We start from the raw sequence: 14424 nt of genomic DNA, 5'->3' as shown, positions 1-14424 counted from the left end.
ACCTGCTGCTTTTGCTTCTTTAGCAATCGCAATGACCTGTTCCTTAGATTCTATTGAACAAGGTCCAGCAATCAATGCCAAATGATCGCCACCTACTTTCACACCACTTACATCAATGATAGAGTCATCTGGATGGAAGGCACGATTAGCTAACTTATATGGCTCACTGACATGCATCACTTTTTCAACAGCCTCATCTACCTCAATTTGTTTAGGATCAATTTTGGTTACATCACCAACCAGTCCTACAATTGTTGTTTCTTCACCTTGTGAAATATGTGCAGTTAATCCAAACTTCTCTACCTTGTTAACAACTCTTTTTAAATCCTCTTCATCTGTTTTTGGTTTAAATACAATAATCATTTTTATTTCCTCCTCTTATATACAAAAAATCTCTCATCCATATAAGGACGAGAGAGACCATCGCGTTACCACCTTAATTTATTGTTATATCACTATAACAACCTCTTCGAGTACCAACATACTCTAACACTATAACGGGTGTATCCGTGCCAGCCTACTTTATTCAACCGCCTACTCCAAGATGTATTCAATATTAACGCAATATCCTTTTTCACCAACCAAGGACTCTCTCTAATTGTTCATAATATTTACTCTTTCTTTTCTTTGTATTTATCTATATTCTATAGAAATATATGTCCTCTGTCAAGAATTTAGAACAAAAAAAGCTATCCGCCATAGGCTTCAAGCTTATCATAATTATTAATCTTTTACTTTTAAAATTTCACCCTTCATAACAGAATCAATATACTTCTTAGCCTGATCAATAGATAACTGATCAGGGACTGTAATATACATTCCATTAGGATTAACCTTTGTAACATCACCTATAGTTGCTAAAACTTTAGATCTTTGTGATGGATCACCATCTAAATGATAGGATTGAACATCCCATGGAGCCATATCATCAATCTGCATATTAATTAATGATTTTATCTCACTAGATGACATATTTGTTTCAAAACTGCTAGACAATGATTCAAACACACCATCCATCTTTGTAATAATAGCTGATGAAGTACATTTCTTTAAAATAGCTTTTAACATTAACATCTGATTCTTTCCACGAATCGTATCCCCTTCTACAAATGCTTTTCTTTCTCTAACAAAAGATAAAGCTTGTTTTGCATTAAAATGATTTAATCCAGGTTTAATTGTATATTTTCCTTTTTTTGTAACAAATACCCCATCATCTCTTCCAATAACTCTATATTTAGGCACAGTGACATCAATTCCACCTAATGCATCCACAACATTCATAAATGAAGTAAAATTAAACTTAGCATAGTAATTAAACTGAATTCCCATAAAGTTTTCTATTGTTTTTAAAGTACAATCCATACCACCTTTAGCACTATGAGTTAACTTATCTTTACCAGAGACTCCATCCATACCAATAATATCAACAAAATAATCACGTGGAATACTTGTTAATAAGACTTGTTTTGTCACTGGATTAATAGTTGCTATCATATTAACATCAGATAACGCAAATGTTCCAATTGGCCCTTCTTTATCTGTTCCACTAATTAAAATATGGAATGGCTCTTTTGTCACCTTGGCACTATTCGCACTCACACTTGGTATTTTAATATCGACTCTATGAATTGTTTTAATCTTTTCATTAAATCCTTTTTCTATTTCATCAAGAGACTCTAAATCAACTGCTTTTATAATCATGGCAGCAATACTCTTATCCTCTAATGCCTCAATTGCCTTAGCATAAGTTGCAAATGGTGTCACATCAATATCACCAATCTCATCTTCAATAGATGTTTCACACTTATTAACATTAACAGCATCCATGGCTGTATTCCCACCAAACTTTTGACTCTTTAAATCCTTAATAGACTGATATGCAGAATTTTTTAATACAATAACATCCATTTCTATAGTCTGATCACCACCACCCGTAATAGCAGCCAAAAGACTAGAACCTTTCATTCCAGATAAACCTCCAAAAATCAAAGCAACAGCTAATAAAATATTAACTAGTTTTAATAATGTCACTCGAATAGGATGTTGATCATGTTTATCTTTTTCACCAAAATATAAAGCCAAAACAATAATAACAAGAATAACCATTAAAGGTATATAATATTTTAATGGTAGAATCTGTAATTCAAAAAAGACAAACCCAAAAAATAGGGTTGCTATAAGAGATAAAATAAACAACAATCTTCTTGAAAGTATTTTTTTCATAAACGTTTCCATAAGTCCCTCTTTTCTTGCATAATAACTTAACACTTTTATTATACACGCTCATTATATAATTACAAACAATATTTTTGTTCAACAGCATTTGCTATTATATATTCTACTTGTATCTTTTTTGTAAACAACAAATATATTCAGATAAGAAAAAAGGAGCTATGCTCCTATTTTGGTAAAAATACCAAGAAAACAACAAAACATACAACTAATATCCAAACAATTGGTTTTACTTCTTTTGCTTTTCCTACACCAACCATTGTCAATGCATATGTAATAAATCCAATAGCAATACCATCTGAAATAGAATATGCCAATATCATAAAAATAACTGTCATAAATCCACTAGCAGCATATACAAAATTATCCCAATCAATTCCTTTCAACTGTTGTGCCATTAAAATACCAACAACCACCAATGCCGGTGCAGTCACTGCACTAGTGACAGCGACTAATAGTGGTGAAAAGAAAACTGATAATAAGAATAATACACCAGTAGTCACTGCTGTTAATCCAGTTCTTCCTCCAACCTCTACACCAGAAGTTGATTCCACAAATGATGTCACTGTTGATGTTCCCATTGTTGCTCCAAAGACTGTCCCAACAGAGTCAGCTAATAAAGCTTTATCAACATTTTCTAATTCACCATTTTCATCAATTAAATGTGCACGATTCGCAACTGCAACTAATGTTCCGGCAGTATCAAAGAAATCTACAAACAACAATGAGAAAATCGCAACAATGCAACTTGGATGACTTAATAACTCATTCATTCCTGATGAGAAAGCCCCAATTAAACTAAAATCAAAATCAGTTGAAATAATTCCTGTAGGAACTGCTGGCATTCCTTGAATACCACATAATCCAGCAACAATTCCAGCAACTGCAGTAATCACTAAACCATAGAATACAGCAGCAGGAACTTTACGAGACAATAGTAAGATTGTCACAACTATACCAAAAATAGCTAAGATAACACTTGGATCCTGAAAATTCCCTAATGCTACAGCTGTTGACTCACTTGCAACAATGATTCCTGCATTCTTTAATCCAATAAAAGCAATAAAAAATCCAATTCCTGCTCCAATAGCAAGCTTTAATTGTGCAGGGATTGCATTAATAATCATCTTTCTTACACCAGTAATAGAAATAATTAAGAAAATAATTCCTGAAACAAAAACACAAGCTAATGCCCCTTGATAACTTAATCCCATTCCAAAACAGATAGTATAAGTAAATAATGCATTTACACCCATACCGGCAGATAATGCAACTGGATAATTAGCAAGCAATCCCATAATAATTGTTGCAACTGCACTACTAATAGCTGTTGCTAAGAAAACACCTTGCACACTCATTCCTGTTTGTCCAAGCATATCTGGATTGACCGCAAGAATATAAGCCATAGCTAAGAAAGTTGTCACACCAGCAAGAATTTCAGTCTTAACTGTTGTTCCTTTTTCTTTCAATTTAAAAATCTTTTCTAACATAATAGCCTCCCTCTTTTATAAAAAACATTCAAATTGTACATTGTTTTTTCTTATTTGGCAAGAAAAAGCGGATATTCAGCGGATATTTTTAAACGAAAAAGAAAAATCTTAGCTAAGCTAAGATTTTAATCATCATATTGTTTATATTCCACTTGTTGATTATCAAAATCAATAAAGATCTGAAATGCTTTATTTTTGCTATCAGTGTCCCATATTTCTACGAAAGTTGGTTTCACTTCAACCAATATCTCACTCTCTTCATGACTATAAGCATTATAGCTTCCCCATAAATATTTTTGATATAGTTTCTCAAATTGACGTCCTGGTTCATCAACAACAAGTCCTTTAATATTTGCAATACCTTCTACCTGAATACCGCCAACACATAAAGCAACACATGGATTTTCATACAATTGCTTAGTCTTTCTAAAATTTTTATCTGTTTTAAAATAGATAGCATTATCATAAATTAAACAACTCACATTTCTTACCATTACATGATTATTAACACTTGATGCTAATGCCATGATTTTAGATGGTGCTAATTTTTCAAATAAATAATTAACTGCTTCATTATAATTCATATTATCTTTCTCCTGCAAATTTTTTCATTGGTATACTTATTTTCTTATAAACAACATAGGTAATAATAGATGCAACTCCATTTTTAATAAGATTGAATGGAATAATTCCAAAAATCGCTAATGTCACGGTATTGGTAATGATTGGACTTACAGCCGAACACATATCAATAATACTTTGGACTGTCATATTTCCTAAACTGGCATAGAATGGAATAATAATATAAAGATTTGTAAAGACGGCTACAATTGCACAAATAACAGTTCCAACGACCATTCCCTGAATCGCTGATTTCTTTGATTTATGACGATCATAAATCCATACAGCAGGAAGTACATAAGCGCAACTTAATAGAAAGTTCTGAATTTCACCAGTAAACATTGAACTTGTTCCAAGCATTGCAAATTTAGCTAGAATCTTTACCAGAATAATAAAGACTGCCGCCATTGGACCTAATGCGAAACCACCAATCATTTCTGGTAGACTAGCTAAATCAAAATCCATAAATGGGGGCATAAATGGTAGAGGTGTTCTAATAAACATGAGAATAGCTCCAATAGCTCCTAACATTCCAATTAATACAATTTTCTTTACATTCATTTGACTTGTTTTCATTTTTCTGTCTCCTTCTTTCTTATAAAAAAATAACCTATACAAAAATTGTCTAGGTGTGCACAGAAAATGTCTTTTCTCATCCGGACTATACCGTCGGTTCTGGAATCACACCAGATCAACCGCATTAAGCGGGTCATGGACTTTTACCATCGGTAGGGACTTACACCCTGCCACAAAGACTCTATTTAATTTTAAAAGATGGGTCAATGACGAACATCATCTGCATTTATAATCATATACCTTTTCTCTTGATTTGTAAATTGATATAATAGAATATATCAAAAAAGCGAAAGGAAAATCTTATGAAACAATATCACAATATTCCCCCTATTTACAACATAGAATCTCAAATCTTAATATTAGGTTCTTTTCCATCTGTAAAATCAAGAGAAGGACAGTTCTTCTATCATCATCCTCAAAATCGTTTTTGGAAAGTTTTAGAAACTTTATATCAGTATCCACCACTCAATACAATAGATGAAAAAAAGAAGTTTCTTCTTGAAAATCATATTGCTGTATGGGATGTTATTAAAAGTTGCGACATTCATGGTTCAAATGATAATAGTATTGAAAATGTTATTGTGAATGATATTTCTCATTTATTAGAAAACACACAAATCCATACTATTTATACTAATGGAAAAAAAGCACACACTCTTTATCAGAAATATTGTTATAGTTTTACACATATTGATGATATTTGTTTACCTTCTACATCTCCAGCAAATGCAAATTATTCTTTAGAAAAGCTTTTACAAGAGTGGAAGATTATATTATAATCATTGTCGATTATAGATTTATTTTGAGTTCATATTGACATGTTAGGATGTCAACGGAGGGAATATAATGAAATCTCAGTTAAAAGAAAAAAAGCCATATTATCTTATTATTGCAAGAAAAGTTATTTTCTGGTTAGTTACATTAATGTTAGGAATTGCTATTTTTTTATTATTAACACGTAAAGATGCGAATAAAGGAAGAATTATTTTTACAATGGTTCAGTTGATTGGAATGTTATTTGTTTTAAAAATTCCTCAATTTATTAAAAATAAATATGATTTTCAAATTCCAAACCTATTAGATTTTATTTTGATATCATTTGCCTTTAGTGGTCTTATTTTAGGAGATGTTTTTAATTTTTATGGTAAAATTCCTTATTGGGATTCTATATTGCATACTTTTTCAGGAGTTGTCATTGCTTATGTTGGATTTATAGTTATTGAATTTTTAGATAAAGAATATACAATACCATTATCAGTTTCCCCATTATTTATGAGCGTTATTGTTGTGAGTGTTGCGTTGGCCATTGGGGCTGTGTGGGAAATTGGTGAGTATACTGTAGATGATATTTTTCATACAAACAATCAACAGTATATGCAATCTACCCGTTCTACACTTTATGATGAAGATGATATTCCTTTACAAGGACATGATGCGCTTGATGATACAATGAAAGATTTAATGCTAGACTTAGCAGGTGCTATTGTTGTTGCAAGTATTGAATATAAAAAAATTGAACACAAACAAAAGAAGGCACGACTTAAAAAGTAGTGTCTTCTTCATTTCTAGGCATTGGTCCGCCTGGTGGGAAGGGTGGTCTTGGTCCAGGAGGCGGTCCTGGTGGGTATGGCATAGGTGGTCCTGGTGGATATGGTGGTCTTGGTCCAGGCCCTGGCATTGGAGGTCCTGGTGGATATGGTGGATATGGATTAGGCGGAAAAAGCAACCACCAGAACCATGGAGGAATCATTATCCCCTGTCTTTCCATCGATGGATCATATATTTCATAATTATTTGGATTTTGTTCCATTTGTTTCACCTCAACATACGATATGCAATAAAAATGAGACTGCTTAGGCAGTCTCAATTATTTTCATGATATCTTCTATATTCTTTTTACCAAAAACAACATTCTGTTCATCTATAACCATACAAGGAACACTCATAATATGATATTGTTCTTTATAGTGAGGATGATGAACTAAGTCATATATAGATGTTTGTATATTTTTGTTTTCTAAAGCTAATCTTTGAGCAGATTGTACAACTTCTGGGCACATTGTACATGATAAAGATACAAAAACTTGAATGTTATGAGCAGACAATGATTGTATTTGATGAATAATTTCATCTTTAAGGGGTTGTCCATCACTAGCCGCATTATAAATAGCTAAAACAAATGAATTAAATTCATGACCACCAGGTACCAAGTGATATGCAATACCTAATGGTTGTTTTTCCTGATTGTATATTTGAATAGATGGAGAATCAACTGTTTCTTGATACAAAGCATGAATATGAGGATTCAAGGATGAGAATTCGTTTATGAAGTTTTTTAGTTCTAAGGAGAATGAATCTTCTGTTAAGTTTCCAACAAGATAGATATCTTTTGTGAGTTTATCTAAAATAGGTTTAAGTTGAGCACGGATATCCTGACTAATAAATTGTTGATTATCTTGTGAAATTTCTTCAACAACTTGTGATTGTTTTTGATAAGCAACAGTCTCTATTTGATGTACTGATTTAACTTGAGGAATATATTTTTCTAAAGATGTTGCTGCAATAGCACCATCATTAACTGCTGTAACGACCTGACGAAGCTCTTTTTCACAGATATCACCAGCTCCATATACACCATCTAAACTTGTTTTTTGCTGTCTATCCGTAACAAGATAGCCACCCGAATTTAATTCTAACTGATTTTTAAATAAATCGTTGGCTGGAACATAACCAGCAAAAACAAATATACCAAATTGCTGATTTTCTTTGACATCATAACGCCATATAGAACCATCTTTATTGTTTCTAAAAACAGCATACTCTAACATATCTTTACCGCCAGCTTCAATAATTTCTGTTTCAAAAACAATATCAATTTGGGAATGTGCGCGGACTTCATCAGCAATCGTTTTAGCACATGTAAAGTCTTCTTCACGGACAATCATTGTCACTTTTGTTGCATATTGTGTTAAGAAAATAGCTTCTTCACATGCAGCGAAGCCACCACCAATCACAAACAGTTCACAGCCATCAAAGAATTCTCCATCGCATGTTGCACAATAGGCAATTCCATGCCCTTGAAATTCTTTTTCACCTGGAAACCCAAGTTGACGCGGATGAGCTCCAGTTGCTAAAACAATCCCAACAGCATAGAAATCACCATGATTTGTTTGTACTTTCTTTTTCGGACCATCTAACTCTAATTTTTCAACTTCTGCAATTTGAAATATTGCACCAAAATTTTCTGCCTGTTTACGCATATTTGTCGTTAAACTATGACCCGATGCTTCTAAAACACCTGGATAATTGACAACCTCAGACGTGATTGTAATCTGACCACCAATTTGTTCTTTTTCAAGCACAAGAACACTATATTTTGCTCTTGCAAGATAAATAGCGGCGGAGAGTCCTGCTGGACCTCCACCCACTATAATCGCATCATAAATTTGATTCATTAAAGCATTCCTACTAAATCTAATGATGGTTTTAAAGTCTCTTCTCCTGGTTTCCATTTTGCAGGACATACTTCATCACCATGTTCATATACAAATTGAGATGCCTGTACACGTCTTAATAATTCATCTGCATTACGTCCTACATTACCTGCAATCACTTCATATGCAACAATTTGTCCTTCTGGATTGACAATAAATGTTCCTCTTTCTGCCAATCCATCAGCTTCAATATAGACTTCAAAATCTTTTGCTAAAGCAGCTGTAGGATCAGCTAACATTGTATATTGAATTTTTTTGATTGTATCTGATACATCATGCCATGCTTTATGTACAAAGTGTGTATCACAAGATACAGAATAAATTTCACATCCAATATTTTTAAACTCTTCATACTTATTTGCTAAATCCTCTAATTCTGTAGGACATACAAATGTAAAGTCAGCAGGATAAAAGAAGAATACACTCCATTTCCCTAAAACATCTTCTTTACTAACTTCTTTAAATTCACCATTTACATAAGATTGCACTTTAAACTCGTTAATTTCTTTTCCGATTAATGACATAATTTTCTACCTCCATATATATTTTTTACTTATCTCATTATTTTATACTTTTAATTGAGAAATTTATGTTAGCCTTTGCTAACCATTTGTAGTTTATCATGTCAAAATAAAAAGTGCAATCAATATGCACTTCATTTTCTTTCTAATGTAAAACCTTTACCACCAACTTCATCAACATGAGAAACAATAATAAAAGCTAAAGGATCAATTTGAATAATTTTTTCTTTAATAGCTGGTAATTTACGGTAAGGCAAAACTGATAAAACAAGTTTTGAACTTTCTGCAGTATACCCTTTCTCACTTGCTAAAAGTGTTACACCAGCATCCTGATCATGTAAAATCATCTCTTTAATCATTTCATACTGATCACTCATAACAAGTAATTGCATCAAACTTGTACCAGTTGTTAATGTTTTATTTAACATCACAGATGTAATCATAACAGTCACGATACCATAAATAACATGTGTTGGATCATTGAATGAAATTTGGAAAATCAATACAGTTAAATCAATTCCATTTAAAATAACATGAACAGGTATTCCAAGTTTTTTATTGAAAAGTATAGCAAGAATATCTACACCACCTGTAGATGCATTTGCTTTTAAAATCAAACCAATACCTACACCAATAAAAACTCCAGCAATAATACATGCCAGTAAGGGATCATTTAAATAATGATGAAAGAAACTTTGACTTTCAAAAAATTCTAACACGAGAGGAAATAAGAAAGTCGAAATTAAAGTTGTCATTGCAAAGACTTTACCTAAGAATAAAAAACCTAATCCAAATAACAAAACATTAATCATTGCAACACACATAGAAATTGAAATTCCAAAATAATGGTTTAAAACAATACCAATCCCTGAAACTCCACCAGCAATAATATGATTTTCTAACAATAAAGTACTTAATGCAAAAGCAATCAAAACATTTCCTAATACAATATAAATAATATGTAATAATTTTTGTTTCATATTCCTCACCTCGGATGAAACTTTAACATATCTTATTCAATATAATTGTAACATATGTTACAATTATAAAAGAAAGTGGTGATTTTATGAAAATTAAAGAAAATTTATTTCATTATTTTGAAAAAGCTGGTACAAAAGTCAAATATCATCCTCAAGACATTATTTATATGCAAGAAGATGATGCTAATAACCTCTATCTTATTATAAAAGGAAGAGTGCGTGTGTATGTCATGACTCCCAATGGCGAAGAAATAACTTTAGAAATTATTGGTAAAGGTAGGATTTTTGGTGAATCATCTTTTTTACAAAATTCCTCTCGTCCAACAACTGTTGAAGCGATAGGTGAAGTAGAACTTATTTCTTGTTATCTTGACGATTTATACCCATATCTTAGTGAATCAAAAGACCTCACAATATCTCTTTTACAATTAATGTCACAAACTTGTGACTATTTATCGTCTCTTGTTAAAAAGGCATATACTTATAATCGCTATGAAAAAATAGCTTCCTTTTTATTAGAACAAACCACATATAACAACTTTGATAAAGGAATAATAAGCAATACATTAACCTATACTCATGAGGAAATCGCTTCACTTGTAGGTCTATCCAGAGTCACAACAACGAAAGTCTTAAATCAATTTGCCAAAAAAAAGTATATTCTCAATGAATATAAAAAAATAACAGTTATAAATAAAAAAGCATTATCTCTCCTTATACAATAGAAATAATGCTTATCTTCCCAATTCTTCTAATAACTTTTGTCTAGCCTCTTTAGCAGTCTCAAATACTTCTTTACTCATAAATAAATAATTATAAAATTCATTCCACTGTTTAACTGAATAATCATCAATGGAAATTTGCTCAATAACTTTTTTCATCTCAAATGTATTCTTCAACTCAACCATTGGTCTTAAATCAGATATATAATGACAATAAGTTAATTTACTCATAACATCTTCAAAAATATCTCTATTTATCATATCTGACCCTCCCTTTTCCCAATGAGTACGTTAAAGTAAACATTTAGGAACCTTTATTTTTTCAGATAAATTCTATAATTCTATGTAGATATTTTACACTTTTTTCCATCTAAACACAAGTTTTTTAATGTTTACTTTAACAAACCTAAATTTTGAAATACCAAAAACAATCACACATTTATCAAGATTATTTTTGGTATTTTATATATAGTTTTTTAAACTCATGTTCAAGCAATGGCTTAGAAAAATAATATCCTTGTATATATTGGACACATATACTCTTAAGAAATGAAACCTGATCAGCAGTTTCTACACCTTCTACAATAACTGGAAGATGTAATGAAGAAGCTAAATTGACCACTCCTTCTATAATAACATGACTACGAGATGTATCCTCCTTGTTACTTAGAAATGCCATATCCAATTTTATAATATCTACAGGAGCATCTTTTAACATATTCAATGATGAATAGCCACTACCAAAATCATCCATTAATATAATGAAACCATGTTTTTGGAGTTCTCTAGCGATAGAATAGATAAATTTTGTATCTTCTGAATAAATGGATTCTGTAATTTCTAATTGTAAATTATGGGGTTCTAATTCATATTTTTGAAGAAGTTCTTCAAGTAATTCAATAAGATGTGGACGATAAAAATTCAACCGAGACACATTTACTGAAATAGAAATATTTAAACCTCGTTGTTTTAAAGCATGCAAGAATTGACATGTTTTTTCCCATACAAAGTAATCTAAATGAATAATATAACCATTGTTTTCCAAAATTGGGATAAAATCAGCAGGTGAAATAAATCCCTTTATTGGATGTTTCCATCTTACTAAAGACTCTCCTCCAATAACTTTTTCATTCATAATATCATATTTAGGCTGAATCATTATAAATAGTTGATTATTCATGATAGCATCTTGAATATTATCAACAATCTCCTGTTCTTGTAATATTTTTAGACGTTTTTGATCATCATAAATACCCATTTTATTAAAATAGTTTCCACGCACATCTTGTGAAGCTAATGCAGCTCGATCACACATTAAATTAACAGGTATTGTTAAATCAGTAATATGATATAACCCAAATCTTAAAGATAATTCAATTTCAATATGATAATCTTTTAAAATATCTGTCTGACATATATCTTCACAATATAAATGGGGTGCAAATATAAAGAATTTGTCTGCATTAAAATGACATGTAATAACATTTGGATATTTATGACTTAACTCTTGAAGTTGTTTCCCAATATAACTCAAAAGCTGATCACCACTTTGCATACCATACAATTCATTTACAATCTTAAATCTATTCACATCAATATATAAGATAAAGAAATCATCTTGACTGGTTTCTAAAACATTCTTGACCTTATCAAAGAAAATTTCTGGATTATATAAGCCAGTTAAAGTATCTACTTCTACTTTTCTACGAAGTATATCTGATTCTTTTTTATTCATTAAATATTGCATATGTCTTTTATTCAAAATATATAACAGTATCCCCGCAAAAATAAGAACAATTATTCCCAATATGATAGAATACCGATAGAGATATAAGTTATCTAATAAAGAATATTGATATCGAAATCCAATTGTATAATTATAAATAATTTTATCTTTTTCTACTTTACTAAAACTTTCAATTGCTTTATTAATGATACTTACAAGATATTCATCAATCTCATTATTGGCAGTAATACAAATCGAAATAGGATTCAAGGAAATACTATGAACACTCAATTGATTTTCATACTCTGGCTTTTGAATTAAATAATTTGTTGTATATGTATTATACACTGTTAAATCCGCATCACCATGAACAACATCATCAAGGCATTCACTTATTGTTGGATAATAAATAATTTTAGCATCAGGATAATCTCTTAATAATTCTTTTCCAATAATTTCTAATGAGAAAGTTAAAGCGATGGTAGCATCATTAAAATTTTCAATATAGGAATTCTTTTTTGAAACAATAACTTGATCAACATCTAATATAGACTGTGATGACCAGTATTTTCCTGAAATGACCTCTTTAGAATGTTTAAATGCTCCACAAAATAATCTTGAAGAATCTTCCTTCATAAAAGCTTGACTCTCAGCATTTGAATACATTGACTGATATTCAAATGTGAGACCTGTTTTTTCTGATATTTTATTTAAAATTTTAATAAGTATACCATCTTGTTTATTATTATCTTTATATGCAAACGGAAAAGAATCAGCCAACATACCTACTGGTATTGTTTTTTGTTTTTGAATATATTCCACTTCTTCTCGTGTAAGTAATGGCTGTGTTGAATATGCACTATTACTATAATATCTATTAAAGAGGTCCATTTCAAAATAAGGACTACTCTCCTGAATTGTTTTTAAAGATTGATTAATTCTGTCTAATAACTGCGTATTCCCTTCTTTAACTGTAATATAGAAATGTTGAGGATCAAACTTAGCAACAACTTTAACATTATCATGCAAAGGTAAACTTCCCACTGCAATCATATCAACTTCATTTTTATGTAACGCATTGATAATATCCTCTTCATTTTTATAATACTTTTCCTGATATTGAAAATGCTTCTCATCAGCATATTTCTTTAAACTTTGATTTTGATAGCTATCTTCTAATAAACCAATAACTTTATTATTCATAGCACTATAATCATTAAAATAAATAGGTGTATCTAGATTTGTATAGATAATTGTATATTCATTACCAATTGGTAATGAAGAATAATCAAAATACTGATCTCTTTCAGGTGTGTACTGAGCACTACATAAAATATCAATATCTCCAGTCTTTAATTTTTCTAGACATCGATCCCAGGTATCAAATACATAATGATATTCCCATTGTGTATATTTTGAAATTTCATTTAAATAATCAACAGCATAACCACTATACGCTCCTGAAATGTCTTTTTCTATAAATCCTTTATAATCAATAAATCCCACATTAATTTTTTCAAGTGCATAAAGCTTTTGTGGGAAACACAAAAAGATGAATATTAAGGTTAGAATAATTGTTATAATTTTCTTAAATATTCGTTTCATCTCTTATGCTCCTTTTTCTTTTCATCTATTATATCATTATGATAAATGAGACACAAGTCCCCTTAAAAACAAGGTTACAAATATAACTCATATAATTATTGATGAGTACAAAATATTTATAGATTATGGAAAGTTTTCCATACTATTTTACTTTTTTATAATATAAATTAAAAAAATCGAGCAGATGCATAGGATGACGCATCTGCTCTAAGCGGTTTGTAATACCCACCACTAAAATGGGCAAATATAATATACTACATTTTTGATGTATTGTCACGCTTTTTTTACTTTTTATGTCTTTTTTCTTTTAAAACTGTAAATAATAACCAAATTCCTAGTCCAACTGCTGTCATATACCCTATAAAACCCAATGCTGGAATGCCAAAAACTTTTGGTGTCATTTGTGTCGTACATAATAAACTACTTGCCATTAATAATCCTGCACTCACAATTCCCC

13 protein-coding genes, 1 pseudogene, 1 riboswitch and 1 other annotated feature are annotated in these 14424 nt (G+C 30.7%); of the genes and pseudogenes, 3 read left to right on the top strand and 11 right to left on the bottom strand.

Annotation, left to right across the window (positions count from 1 at the left end; genetic code table 11):
• From BN350_RS21110 to BN350_RS17840, 5 genes and pseudogenes are all read right to left on the bottom strand, one after another.
• Positions 1-363: pseudogene (locus BN350_RS21110) on the bottom strand (3-deoxy-7-phosphoheptulonate synthase); the annotation flags it as partial.
• 40 nt (positions 364-403) lie between these two features.
• Positions 404-637, bottom strand: a binding site (T-box leader).
• 86 nt (positions 638-723) lie between these two features.
• Positions 724-2235, bottom strand: a complete 1512-nt coding sequence (locus BN350_RS17855; protein WP_231385325.1) for an LCP family protein — start codon at positions 2233-2235, stop codon at positions 724-726.
• 164 nt (positions 2236-2399) lie between these two features.
• Positions 2400-3722, bottom strand: a complete 1323-nt coding sequence (locus tag BN350_RS17850) for an NCS2 family permease (protein ID WP_028044811.1) — start codon at positions 3720-3722, stop codon at positions 2400-2402.
• Positions 3723-3847: 125 nt separating this feature from the next.
• Positions 3848-4306, bottom strand: coding sequence for a pyridoxamine 5'-phosphate oxidase family protein (locus tag BN350_RS17845; protein WP_028044810.1), 459 nt, complete (start codon positions 4304-4306; stop codon positions 3848-3850).
• Between the two features lies 1 nt (position 4307).
• Positions 4308-4919 carry an ECF transporter S component gene (locus BN350_RS17840; protein WP_028044809.1) on the bottom strand — a complete coding sequence of 204 codons (612 nt, stop codon included), beginning with the start codon at positions 4917-4919 and terminating at the stop codon, positions 4308-4310.
• A gap of 64 nt (positions 4920-4983) precedes the next feature.
• Positions 4984-5103, bottom strand: a riboswitch (FMN riboswitch).
• A gap of 118 nt (positions 5104-5221) precedes the next feature.
• Here BN350_RS17840 and BN350_RS17835 point away from each other — a divergent pair.
• Together BN350_RS17835 and BN350_RS17830 are read left to right on the top strand one after the other, a co-directional pair.
• Positions 5222-5698: a DNA-deoxyinosine glycosylase gene (locus tag BN350_RS17835; RefSeq protein WP_028044808.1), complete on the top strand. Its 477-nt coding sequence runs from the start codon at positions 5222-5224 to the stop codon at positions 5696-5698.
• A gap of 67 nt (positions 5699-5765) precedes the next feature.
• Positions 5766-6470 carry a DUF2238 domain-containing protein gene (locus tag BN350_RS17830; RefSeq protein ID WP_028044807.1) on the top strand — a complete coding sequence of 235 codons (705 nt, stop codon included), beginning with the start codon at positions 5766-5768 and terminating at the stop codon, positions 6468-6470.
• On the opposite strand, the gene BN350_RS17825 is transcribed toward BN350_RS17830, so the two are convergent.
• The 4 genes from BN350_RS17825 to BN350_RS17810 all read right to left on the bottom strand — a co-directional run bounded on the left by BN350_RS17825 (position 6460) and on the right by BN350_RS17810 (position 9914).
• The gene (locus BN350_RS17825) at positions 6460-6729 is read right to left on the bottom strand and encodes a hypothetical protein (protein ID WP_028044806.1); all 270 of its coding nucleotides are present in this window, start codon (positions 6727-6729) and stop codon (positions 6460-6462) included. The genes BN350_RS17830 and BN350_RS17825 overlap by 11 nt on opposite strands.
• 43 nt (positions 6730-6772) lie before the next feature.
• Positions 6773-8374, bottom strand: coding sequence for an FAD-dependent oxidoreductase (locus tag BN350_RS17820; protein WP_028044805.1), 1602 nt, complete (start codon positions 8372-8374; stop codon positions 6773-6775).
• A complete protein-coding gene (gene ahpC, locus BN350_RS17815; RefSeq protein WP_028044804.1) occupies positions 8374-8937 on the bottom strand; it encodes an alkyl hydroperoxide reductase subunit C in 564 nt (187 codons plus the stop codon). Before ahpC ends, BN350_RS17820 begins: the two co-directional genes overlap by 1 nt.
• A 131-nt stretch (positions 8938-9068) precedes the next feature.
• Positions 9069-9914 (bottom strand): YitT family protein, encoded by an 846-nt coding sequence (locus BN350_RS17810; RefSeq protein ID WP_028044803.1) that lies wholly within the window; start codon positions 9912-9914, stop codon positions 9069-9071.
• A gap of 86 nt (positions 9915-10000) precedes the next feature.
• Between BN350_RS17810 and BN350_RS17805 the strand changes: the two genes are divergently transcribed.
• Positions 10001-10639 carry a Crp/Fnr family transcriptional regulator gene (locus tag BN350_RS17805; RefSeq protein WP_028044802.1) on the top strand — a complete coding sequence of 213 codons (639 nt, stop codon included), beginning with the start codon at positions 10001-10003 and terminating at the stop codon, positions 10637-10639.
• Positions 10640-10648: 9 nt separating this feature from the next.
• On the opposite strand, the gene BN350_RS17800 is transcribed toward BN350_RS17805, so the two are convergent.
• Both BN350_RS17800 and BN350_RS20105 read right to left on the bottom strand, forming a co-directional pair.
• Positions 10649-10897: a hypothetical protein gene (locus BN350_RS17800; protein WP_028044801.1), complete on the bottom strand. Its 249-nt coding sequence runs from the start codon at positions 10895-10897 to the stop codon at positions 10649-10651.
• A 187-nt stretch (positions 10898-11084) separates the two neighbouring features.
• Positions 11085-13967 carry an EAL domain-containing protein gene (locus BN350_RS20105; RefSeq protein ID WP_049945614.1) on the bottom strand — a complete coding sequence of 961 codons (2883 nt, stop codon included), beginning with the start codon at positions 13965-13967 and terminating at the stop codon, positions 11085-11087.
• Between the last annotated feature and the right edge of the window lie 457 nt (positions 13968-14424).

Origin of the sequence: Candidatus Stoquefichus massiliensis AP9, from assembly GCF_000455285.1 — a bacterium.
Taxonomy (GTDB): Bacteria; Bacillota_I; Bacilli_A; order Erysipelotrichales; family Coprobacillaceae; genus Stoquefichus; species Stoquefichus massiliensis.
Note: the sequence above shows the minus strand (reverse complement) of the source record. Positions and strands in the feature narration are given on the sequence as shown.

Excerpts from the sequence above, each read along its gene's own strand:
- BN350_RS17855 (WP_231385325.1), bottom strand. The coding sequence starts at position 2,235 with ATGGAAACGTTTATGAAAAAAATACTTTCAAGAAGATTGTTGTTTATT.
- BN350_RS17850 (WP_028044811.1), bottom strand. The coding sequence starts at position 3,722 with ATGTTAGAAAAGATTTTTAAATTGAAAGAAAAAGGAACAACAGTTAAG.
- BN350_RS17845 (WP_028044810.1), bottom strand. The coding sequence starts at position 4,306 with ATGAATTATAATGAAGCAGTTAATTATTTATTTGAAAAATTAGCACCA.
- BN350_RS17840 (WP_028044809.1), bottom strand. The coding sequence starts at position 4,919 with ATGAAAACAAGTCAAATGAATGTAAAGAAAATTGTATTAATTGGAATG.
- BN350_RS17835 (WP_028044808.1), top strand. The coding sequence starts at position 5,222 with ATGAAACAATATCACAATATTCCCCCTATTTACAACATAGAATCTCAA.
- BN350_RS17830 (WP_028044807.1), top strand. The coding sequence starts at position 5,766 with ATGAAATCTCAGTTAAAAGAAAAAAAGCCATATTATCTTATTATTGCA.
- BN350_RS17825 (WP_028044806.1), bottom strand. The coding sequence starts at position 6,729 with ATGGAACAAAATCCAAATAATTATGAAATATATGATCCATCGATGGAA.
- BN350_RS17820 (WP_028044805.1), bottom strand. The coding sequence starts at position 8,374 with ATGAATCAAATTTATGATGCGATTATAGTGGGTGGAGGTCCAGCAGGA.
- ahpC (WP_028044804.1), bottom strand. The coding sequence starts at position 8,937 with ATGTCATTAATCGGAAAAGAAATTAACGAGTTTAAAGTGCAATCTTAT.
- BN350_RS17810 (WP_028044803.1), bottom strand. The coding sequence starts at position 9,914 with ATGAAACAAAAATTATTACATATTATTTATATTGTATTAGGAAATGTT.
- BN350_RS17805 (WP_028044802.1), top strand. The coding sequence starts at position 10,001 with ATGAAAATTAAAGAAAATTTATTTCATTATTTTGAAAAAGCTGGTACA.
- BN350_RS17800 (WP_028044801.1), bottom strand. The coding sequence starts at position 10,897 with ATGATAAATAGAGATATTTTTGAAGATGTTATGAGTAAATTAACTTAT.
- BN350_RS20105 (WP_049945614.1), bottom strand. The coding sequence starts at position 13,967 with ATGAAACGAATATTTAAGAAAATTATAACAATTATTCTAACCTTAATA.